Genomic DNA, 9,811 nt, shown 5'->3' with positions numbered 1-9,811 from the left:
CCCTCCGCGTCGTTCACGCTCCGTGGGACGAAGCACCTGTCCCAGCCCAGCCCTCCTCTCTCAGCAACGAAACCGCTCATCATGCCTGAAAACCGGACAGGGAAGCGAACTCTTCCTGCACGGTGGTGGAGAAATATGTCCAGAAATATGAATAATTATTACAATTGATTTCCTGCCTTCGAAAGACAAATATCAACCCGTCCAATCTGTTTTACTGGAAGCGGGGTTTCATGGGGCCATTCTTCAACCGGACGATACGGGAAATACAGTCATCATTTACTGTATTTTTTCGTGGTTTGTCCTGGTTATATACCCCGCGTCTTTCCGCTCTCGGTTTTTCGGTCCGCACGACAATTGCCGCACTGGTGGCTCTGGCCATCGCATTATGGATGGAACTGGGACAGCCCCAATGGGCGCCCATGACGGTCTGGATCGTGGCACAGGGCACGTTGGGAGAAAGTCTTTCCAAGGCGCGCTGGCGCGTGGCCGGGACGCTGGGCGGAATCGTCTCGGCAATCGCTCTGGCATCGGCCTTCCCGCAGGCGCCCTGGCTGTTCTTTCCGGCTCTGGCTGTATGGATCGGGCTGTGCACGGCGCTGGGAACGCTGGTCCATAACTTCCGCAGCTACGCGTTCGTTCTGACGGCCTATACCTGTTCCATCGTCTCCCTGAGCGCACAGGCGCAGCCCGACCAGGTGTTCAGCATCGCGATGGCACGGGGCACCTACATTCTTCTGGGTGTGATCTGTGGCACGGTGGCGGACATGGCCTGCCGGAGCAATGTTCCCGGCAAGGCCCGCGCCGCCATCCGCAGCCAGCTTCAGCAGATCGTGCTCGAAGCCGCCAATGCCTCACGCGATATCCTGCTCGAACATGGAACGCCCGAGAGCGATCTGCACAACATCTTCTCACTCTCCCTCAGCCTGAGCGACCGGATCGAGTTCAGCGCCATCGAGGTCGGCCGCACAAGGGGGATCGTCGATTACGCCCGGGCCACACTCGGCCTTGCTTCCCGCCTGATGTCGCGGGCCCTTGGCATGCGCAGCCGACTGGGCGCTGTGACCAGACGGTCCGCACGGACCCAGGACCTGCTGCATGACGCGGCCGGGCTGCTGGATCGGCTGCGTGCGGATATTGATGACGAAAAAGCGCTTCAGGCCCTGCGCCAGGCGGTCCTTGCCCTGATCGAACGATGTCAGGAGGACGTCGAACAGAGCGTGAGCCTGCCGCGCGCGGAAAATGGTCGCGGCAGCGTTTTCAACGATCGCATCCTGATCCAGGGGTTGCAACTGACGTTGACGGAGCTTCAGCATCTTCTGGGCTGTCTGGCGGGCGATCCCGGCGAGAATCCCAAAGCCGAAAGCTACAGGCTCGCCCGGCCTCGCAACTGGTACGCCGCCATCCATAACGGGCTGCGCTCCTGCGTCGCGGTCCTGATGGCGGCTTGTGTATGGGAAGTGACGGCATGGCCGGACGGGCCGCTGTTCATCACATTCGTCTCGGTGGTCTGCGCCCGTTTCGCGTCCTTCAGCAATACCGTGCTGGCGAGCAGCGCATTCTTTTCAGGTGCGGTCTGGGCGGCACTCGCTGCGGTCGTTCCGGTCTTTCTGGTCATGCCGGTCACGGCGTCCTATGCGATGCTGTGCCTGACGATCTCGGTTCCGATGCTGATCGGAGGACTGGCGACACGTACGCCCGCCCTCGCCGCGCGGGCGGCATCCTTCAGCAACTTCTTTCCGTATCTGATCGGTCTGGACAACCACAGCCGCATCAACGAGGCTGAATGGTTCAATACGGTGTTCGCGCTGCTGAGCGGGCTCGGCTTCGGTGTTCTCGTGTTCCGCTATGTCTTTCCGTTCCAGTTAACACGGTTTTATCGGAATTTTCGGCTGGATCTTCTGTCCGATCTGCGGCTGATCGGCCGGAACCGCCGATCAATGACCGAGGCCGTCTGGGTCGGGCGGATTATCCTCGGCATGGAGCAGTTGATCGCACATACCAAAGCCGCCAGTACCGGTGCCAACGACCGGTGGCTTCACGCTGCCTTTTCAATAATGACCGTCGGGCGCAACCTGCTCCAGATCCAGGCCTATCGCGGCCAGAACAGCCTGCCCGAGAATGCACGGGCCATCCTCTCCCGCCTGTGCCAGAGCTTTGCCAGCCCCTTTACCGGCCCCGAGGCACTGGAACTCCAGTCCCGGGATGCGCTGGAGAGTTTTTCCACCATGGAGACGGTGGAGGCCAACAGGAATCTGCGTCTGCTTTTCTCCAGCATCACGGGATGTCTCATCATCATTGCAAACGAGCTGGGACGGCGGAACGACATTCTTGAGGGGGCCTGAGACAGCTTCCCGAATCCGTGAGGTCCGCCCCGAAAATGAAAGTTATGATATTCGTAACGGCCTGAAAAACCGGCTGGCCCCGAGCATTCCGGCCCTTGAGGAACGATGATGGTCCTGACCTGAATTTTTGGGTTTCCGTGATGCGATCAAAGTGCCAAAAGCCCTCGCGTTCGGGACGATCAGGTCACCGTTCCAGTCAGGAAGTCCGTCGTGTTCAAAACGCTCTCCGGTCCGGTGATCGCAGGCCTCTGCGCCCTGTTCGCCTCGACCTTCATTGCGGTGACGACCGAGGTCGCGCCGGTTGGTCTGCTGATCGACATGGCCAAGTCTTTCAATATTACGGAAGGTCACGCCGGGCTGGCCGTCAGCGCCTATGCGCTGCTCGTCGCGTTCGGAGCCGTCCCCATCACGATCGCCACGAGCCGCATGGACCGCAAGATGCTCATGCTGGTCTGCCTGGCCGGATACGTCATCTCCAACCTGATTTCCGCCATGGCGCCGAATTTCGCCATCGTCTGCGCAGGACGCGCCCTTGGCGGGCTGTCACACGCGCTGCTGATGTCCATGGCCGCCGCCTATGCCGCCCATCTGGTGCCCGAACGCATGACCGGACGCGCCATTTCCTTTGTCTTCGGCGGCACATCGCTGGGCTCGGTTCTGGGCGTTCCGGGCGCGGCCGCGATCAGCCATTTCGCAAGCTGGCGTGTCGCACTTTACGTCATCGCCGGGCTTGCGGCCCTCCTGACGATCTTCATCGCGCTCTATCTGCCGCCCGTTCGCGGGGCGGACACCAAGGCGCTCAAGGTTCCGACCATCCGCTCCCCGCAGGCCGCGCGTATTTTCGGCGTGGTGATCGGCGTGAATGCCGTGTTCTTCTTCGCCCATAACCTGCTCTACACCTATGTCTCACCGCTTCTGCTGGCGCATGGCCTGCCGGAGCACCTGCTGAGTGTCGCGCTGCTTATTACCGGCGGCGTCAGCATTTTCGGTCTGTGGGGTGCGGGACAGGTCGTGGACCGCTGGCCGGCAGCCGGGCTGTTCGGCGGCGGCCTGGCCATGCTCACGGGCATGATCCTGGTTTACGGGCATCTGATTTCCGCATGGCCGAGCGTGGGCGCCGTCGGGCTGTGGTGCATGGGGTATGCCGCGATCATTCCCTTCGTCATGTCGGGCGCGATCCGCGCGCGGGCGACCAGCGCGGATGTTGCAGGCGCGGCCATCAACAGCAGCAGCAATTTCGGCATTCTTCTGGGCTCTGCCATCGGCGGCCATCTTCTGAGCACACTGGGCTTCGCGGTGCTGTGTCCCGCATCCGTCGTGATCGCGCTGGGGGGCATCCTGCTGGCGGCCTTCAATCCCGCTGCGTTTCCCCGCCGTCTCCAGCAGGACTGACGGCGAACCGTCCGAACCATGGAATGGCCCGGATGAACAGCAGTTCCGCGGCCAGTTCGACCAGGGTCTGGGTGACAATCACGGCCGGCAGGAGGGGCGCGCCTCCGGGCACGGCCAACGCAAGCGGCAGGACGACAAGCGAGTTGCGCGTTGCTCCACTGAAAGCAAGCGCCCGTCCGGCTGGCACATCCAGCCCCGACAGTCTCGAAATTCCCCAGCCCAACCAGGGCGCGAGCAGGGCGAAGGCCGCATAGACCGGCACGACATGCAGCACGACAGCCGTCTCGTGTCCGAGATGCGGGAGCATGGCCGCAATAACGACGAACAGCACGACGGCCGTCACTGGAACCGGCAGCAGGCCCAGCGCCGAAGCGACCTGCGCGCCCGCCGGGCTTCGCTGTGCCGCGAACTGGACGAGCCACGCCAGACACAGCGGAATAACGATCAGCCACAAAAACGCATGCAGGAAGGGAGCAGCCTGCACCAGCCGTGACACGCCCTCGCCCAGAAAGAGATGGAGCCAGAGCGGGAGCATCACCATCTGCACCGCCAGAAGGACGGGCGTGGACGCCAGAAGGAGTGCCGCATCTGCCCGCCCCATCTGGGCGAACGTCACCACCCAGTCGATACAGGGGCAGAGAAGAACCATCAGGATGCCCAGCCGGATCATTTCGTCCGATGGCGCACATGGAAGCAGCAGGGCCACCAGAACGGGGACAGCCACGAAATTCGTGACCAGAAGCGATGCGAGGAACCGGACCTTGCGGACAGCCTGCCCCAGTTCCGCAAGCGGGATCTGAAGGAAGGTCACGAACAGCATCAGGCCCAGAGCGGGATTGATGAGCACGTCCCAGAACGCGGTTCCCGTCACCAGCGCAGACGCCGCCCCGCCAAGAAGTACGGCAAGGAAATACAGCGCGATCTGACGCCGCTCCAGGAGATCCCGCACCGAAGCAGGACTCATGGCGCACACCTGACGACATCAGATGCAAAAAGCCACCTCCCGGGCGGACATGCCGCCTGGGCCGGACTCCCCATGCCGGACGTCAGGTCACGGCAGCGAGGCATCAGTTGGTCGTCGCATCTTCCGGCAGGGGCTGGATCTGTTGCAGCTTGCCATAGCGATCATAATAAAAAACCGATGTTCCACGGCGTTCGGCATAGCCGTCCGGCTGGCCGTCCTTCGTCTGGAACAGCAGCCGGAACGCGTCCGGCTGCTCGATCACCTTGTCCCCAGGCGGGCGATACCGGTAACGGCTGAAATCGGCATGGCTCTTGGGCAGCGACGAGTTGTGATACAGGTCGTGCATGCTCGGCTTCTTAGGGCCGTCATCCCCACCTGCATCCTGCGCCATGGCTGTGCCGAAAGCCGCGCCCGATATGGCAAGGACAGTCAGTACTGGAACAATCAACCCGCGCATGATGCTCTCCGGTCAGTGCGTTTATGCGGGCACCTTAGGGGAAACGGTCTTTCGGCTCCAGCCACCTCCGAGCGCGCGATACAATGTCACAAGATTCTGGAACCGTGCGGCCTTGACCATGATCGCGTTCTGCTGCGCCTGAAAGAGGGTGCGCTGCTGTGTCAGGGTCGTCAGGTAGCTGTCGATCCCCGCACGGTAACGCATCATGGCCAGATCGAACGCCTTCTGTGACTGATCGACCAGTTGCGACATGTGGCGGTCCTGCGCCGTATAGGTCTCCCGTGCCGTCAGGGCATCAGACACCTCGCGGAAGGCCTTCTGCACTGTCTTTTCATACTGTGCCGCATTCTGACGGGACTGCGCCTTGGCCATCATCAGGTTCCCTTCGCTCTGTCCCCATGTCAGCAGCGGAACACTGATGGACGGGGAAATGCTCCAGGTTTCAGCACCCGGCGTGAACAGCTTGCGGAACTGAAGCGAACTGGTTCCTTCCGAAGCCGTCAGCGTAAAGCGGGGGAAAAACGCCGCGCGCGCTGCCCCCACATTTGCATTGGCTCCCAGCAGGGTGTGCTCTGCCGCGCGGACGTCCGGCCGCTGCTCCAGCAGGTCTGAAGGCAGGCCCTCCGGCAGGTCCGCGATCATGGTCTGCGACCCAAAAGGAGCCGGTGCTGGCAGAGTCGAAGGCAGCGGCGAGCCGACGAGAAGCTGAAGCGCATGTTCGTCATCCGCCAGAGCGCGCGTATATTGCGCCTCGTAGGCGGAAGCCTGCTCTACCTGTGTCTTGACCTGCGCCAGCGTCAGCGCATCCATTTCGCCATTGTCATAGGAAAGCTGGGTCAGCCGCAGGGTATCGCGCTCGGACGCGAGCGTGGCACGCGTCACACGAAGCTGCTCGCGGTCAGCCAGCCACTGAATGTATGTCGTCCCAATCTGCGAGACCGTCGTGATGAGCACGTTCCGCGCGTTCTCGACGTTGTTCAGCACCGTTTCCTTCTGCTGACGCGTCAGGTTGCGGATACGGCCCCAGAGATCGATTTCGTAAGACGAGAACCCGATCGACGTCTGATACAGACGCAGGGTCGCGATATGCTCGCCAACGCCAGGCGCAAAGGAGAAACCTGCCGTATCGGATGGCGCCATGAACAATCCCTGACCGCCGGCCGAGATGATCGGAAACAGAGAGGCATTCTGGATCTCATACTGGCCGCGCGCCACGCCCACAGCGTCAAGCTGCGCCGCGATGTCACGGTTGTTTTTCAGCGCCAGGGCCACGAGCGCCTTCAGTCGCGGGTCGGTGAAGAAATCCTCCCACCCGAGATTGGACGCGGCCTGAGCTGCGGGCGTATTCCTTGATGCCGTATCCGCAGGGTAGCTGTTCTGGATGGCCTGCGTGGGCCGGTGGTAAACCGGCGCCATGTTACAGGCCGAAAGCATCAGCAGTCCGGCAAATCCAGAAGTCAGTCCGAGACGAGCCTTCATGCGCCGTGCTCCCCTTCGGCGACAGGCGCCGCCTTGTTATCCAGATGGGCATACGGATCCTTGCGATCACGAACACGCGTGACCCGGAACAGGCGCAGCACCACCACGAAAAAAACCGGTACGAAGTAAATGGCGAGCAGCGTCGCGGAGAGCATACCGCCCACGACGCAGGTACCGATCGCCACACGCGCCGCCGATCCCGCACCCGTCGCAATGGCCAGCGGAAACACACCGCAGACGAATGCGATCGAGGTCATGAGGATCGGACGCAGACGCTCACGCCCGGCTTCCAGAACCGAGTCTTCCAGACTTTCACCACTTTCGAAGAAGGCTTTGGCGAATTCCACGATCAGGATCGCGTTCTTCACCGACAGACCAACCGTCGTCAGCAGACCCACCTGGAAATAGACGTCGTTGGACAGCCCCCGGCCGAGCGTCGCGGCAATCGCGCCAAGAACGCCGAGCGGGAGCACCAGAAGGACCGCGAACGGAATCGCCCAGCTTTCATACAGCGCCGCCAGACAGAACAGGATCACGACCACGGCCAGCGCATAAAGCGGAGCGGTCGAACCACTTGAAGCAAGCTGCTCGAACGACAGGCCGGTCCATTCGTAACCGATGCCACGCGGCAGCTTGGCCAGAAGCTTCTCCATTTCCGCCATGGCCTGACCGGAACTGGCGCCCACGGCCGGCTGACCCTGAATTTCATAGGAGTTCAGACCATTATAGTCTTCGACCTTCTGCGGACCATTGACCCAGTGCCCCGTTGCGAAGGCATTGAACGGCACCATCGTCCCGATCGCGTTGCGGACATACCAGCGGTTCAGGTCTTCCGGCGTCATGCGCGCCCAGGGCTCGCCCTGGATATAGACCTGCTTGACGCGGTCATTGCGCATGAACTGGTTGACGTAGATGGAGCCCAGCGCCCCTTCGAGCGTCGTGTTGATATCCGCATTGGTCAGACCCAGCGCGTTGGCGCGCTCACGGTTGATGTCCAGACTGAACTGCGGCGCATCTTCCATGCCCAATGGACGGACCGCCTGAAGGAGCGGATTCTGCGCGGCTTCCCGCAGGATCTGGTTTCGCGCCGCCAGCAGGGCGTCATGACCCAGATGTCCGGTATCTTCGAGTTCGAGATCGAAACCGGTCGCATTGCCCAGTTCCATCACGGCCGGCGGATTGACGGCGAAGATCTGCGCTTCCGGGTCCATCCAGAAATGCATCATGATCTCGCGCGACACGGTCATGGTCGTATGCGCGGAACCCGGACGCTGATCCCAGGGCTTCATACGGATGAAGAACGCACCCGCACTCTGCCCCTGCCCTGCGAAACTGAAGCCCGTCATGGTGAAGACGGATTCAACATACTGACCATAGGTCTTGAGAACGTAGTCGGTGATCTTGCGGTTGACGGCGGCCGTCTGCTCCTGGGTTGCCCCGTTGCGCATCGTGACCTGGCCGAAGATGATCCCCTGATCCTCATCCGGCAGGAACCCGCCCGGCACGCGCATGAACAGGAATGCGACCAGACCAGTCAGCAGGGCGAACCCGATCATGCTGATGACCGGCACACGAATCAGCCACTTCACGCCGCCGATATAGCCGTTCGTCAGACGATCGAACGTCCGGTTGAACCAGGCCGCGGGACCGTGCTCATGGCCCTTATGCGTCGGCTTGAGCATGGACGCACACAGCGCCGGCGTCATGACCATCGCCACGAGCACCGAGAGCCACATCGCCGCGACGATCGTAATGGAGAACTGGCGGTAGATCACGCCCGTTGAACCGCCAAAGGCCGCCATCGGCAGAAAGACCGCCGTCAGCACCAGCACGATGCCCACAAGCGCGCCCGAAATCTCATCCATCGAGACACGTGCTGCTTCCTTTGGAGACAGCCCCTTGTCCGTCATGACACGTTCGACGTTTTCGACGACGACGATCGCATCATCGACCAGCAGACCCACAGCCAGCACCATGGCCAGCATGGTCAGCGTATTAATGCTGTAGCCCAGGATGGACATCAGTCCGAATGTTCCCAGGAGGACGACCGGAACGGCGATCGTGGGGATCAGCGTCGCGCGGAAGTTCTGCAGGAAGATCAGCATCACGATGAACACGAGAACAATCGCCTCAATCAGCGTCTGGACCACTTCATGGATCGACAGCGTGATGAACGGCTCGGTATCCAGCGGATAGACCAGCTTCAGCCCCTGCGGGAAATAACGGCTCAACTCGTTCAGACGCGCCCGGACAGCCGCTTCGGTCTTGAGCTGGTTCGCACCCGGAGCTAGCTTGAGCGCCATCGCGGCGGCCGGATGGTTGTTATAGACCGATCCGAGCGCGTAGCTCTGCGCCCCGAGTTCGACCCGCGCCACATCCTTCAGACGGACCTGGCTGCCATCCTGCTGCACCTTGAGCAGGATTTCCTTGAACTGCTCCGGCGTGCTCAGTCGCGTCGGACCAATAATGGTCGCATCAAAACCGATGCCCTTTTTGGCGGGGAGGCCACCCAATTCACCCGAGGACACCTGAATGTTCTGCGCCGAAATTGCCGACTGCACGTCCCCGACCGTCAGGCCGAAATTATACAGCTTGGACGGGTCCAGCCAGACGCGCATCGCGTATTCGGAGCCGAACAGCGTATGATCGCCCACACCCGACACACGCGACAGCGGGTCGGAAATGTTGGACGCCACATAATCCGCGATGTCCTGCCCGGACATGCTGCCGTCTTCGGAAATAAAGGCCAGAACCATCATGAAGTTCTTGGTGGCCTTCGTAACGCTCAGACCCTGCGCCGTCACTTCCGTCGGCAGGCGCGGCTGGGCAAGCTGGAGCTTGTTCTGGACCTGAACCTGCGCGATGTCAGGGTTGGTACCCTGCTCGAAGGTCAGGTCGATCTCCATCTGTCCGCTCGCATAGGACGAGGCCGACAGATATTCGAGATGATCTAGACCATACATCTGCTGGAGGATCGGACGGACGACCGTGTTGTTCACCGTCTCGGCAGACGCACCCGGATACATGACCGAAATGGCGATCTGTGGCGGGGCGATGCTCGGATACTGTGCGATCGGCATGCGCGTGATCGCAACAGCGCCGACGAGCATGATGATCAGACCGATGACCCATGCAAAGATGGGCCGGTCAATGAAGAAACGGGACAATGACATGCGG

The 9,811-nt window shown here is 61.5% G+C and carries 6 protein-coding genes; 2 read left to right on the top strand and 4 right to left on the bottom strand.

The window, feature by feature from the left end; translation table 11 throughout:
- Positions 1–296 precede the first annotated feature (296 nt).
- Positions 297–2,342 carry an FUSC family protein gene (locus GFJ39_RS07995; RefSeq protein WP_194285322.1) on the top strand — a complete coding sequence of 682 codons (2,046 nt, stop codon included), beginning with the start codon at positions 297–299 and terminating at the stop codon, positions 2,340–2,342.
- Positions 2,343–2,552: 210 nt separating this feature from the next.
- Positions 2,553–3,734, top strand: a complete 1,182-nt coding sequence (locus GFJ39_RS07990; protein ID WP_325062880.1) for an MFS transporter — start codon at positions 2,553–2,555, stop codon at positions 3,732–3,734.
- Here the strand turns inward: GFJ39_RS07990 and GFJ39_RS07985 are convergent.
- The 4 genes from GFJ39_RS07985 to GFJ39_RS07970 form a co-directional block, all read right to left on the bottom strand.
- A complete protein-coding gene (locus GFJ39_RS07985; RefSeq protein ID WP_153430831.1) occupies positions 3,694–4,698 on the bottom strand; it encodes an arsenic resistance protein in 1,005 nt (334 codons plus the stop codon). The two genes, GFJ39_RS07990 and GFJ39_RS07985, sit on opposite strands and share 41 nt — an antisense overlap.
- Before the next feature lie 103 nt (positions 4,699–4,801).
- On the bottom strand, positions 4,802–5,155 hold the full coding sequence (locus GFJ39_RS07980) for a hypothetical protein (RefSeq protein ID WP_153430830.1): 354 nt from the start codon (positions 5,153–5,155) through the stop codon (positions 4,802–4,804).
- Positions 5,156–5,176: 21 nt separating this feature from the next.
- Positions 5,177–6,634: an efflux transporter outer membrane subunit gene (locus GFJ39_RS07975; RefSeq protein ID WP_153430829.1), complete on the bottom strand. Its 1,458-nt coding sequence runs from the start codon at positions 6,632–6,634 to the stop codon at positions 5,177–5,179.
- Complete coding sequence (locus tag GFJ39_RS07970; RefSeq protein ID WP_153430828.1) at positions 6,631–9,807, bottom strand: efflux RND transporter permease subunit; 3,177 nt, start codon at positions 9,805–9,807, stop codon at positions 6,631–6,633. The genes GFJ39_RS07975 and GFJ39_RS07970 overlap by 4 nt, the downstream gene beginning before the upstream one ends.
- Positions 9,808–9,811: the final 4 nt, after the last annotated feature.

This window comes from Gluconobacter aidae (assembly GCF_009547075.1).
Classification (GTDB): domain Bacteria; phylum Pseudomonadota; class Alphaproteobacteria; order Acetobacterales; family Acetobacteraceae; genus Gluconobacter; species Gluconobacter aidae.
Note: the sequence above shows the minus strand (reverse complement) of the source record. Positions and strands in the feature narration are given on the sequence as shown.

Bases quoted from the DNA above. Each gene is read 5' to 3' on its own strand.
- GFJ39_RS07985 (WP_153430831.1), bottom strand. From the start codon at position 4,698: ATGAGTCCTGCTTCGGTGCGGGATCTCCTGGAGCGGCGTCAGATCGCG.
- GFJ39_RS07980 (WP_153430830.1), bottom strand. From the start codon at position 5,155: ATGCGCGGGTTGATTGTTCCAGTACTGACTGTCCTTGCCATATCGGGC.
- GFJ39_RS07975 (WP_153430829.1), bottom strand. From the start codon at position 6,634: ATGAAGGCTCGTCTCGGACTGACTTCTGGATTTGCCGGACTGCTGATG.
- GFJ39_RS07970 (WP_153430828.1), bottom strand. From the start codon at position 9,807: ATGTCATTGTCCCGTTTCTTCATTGACCGGCCCATCTTTGCATGGGTC.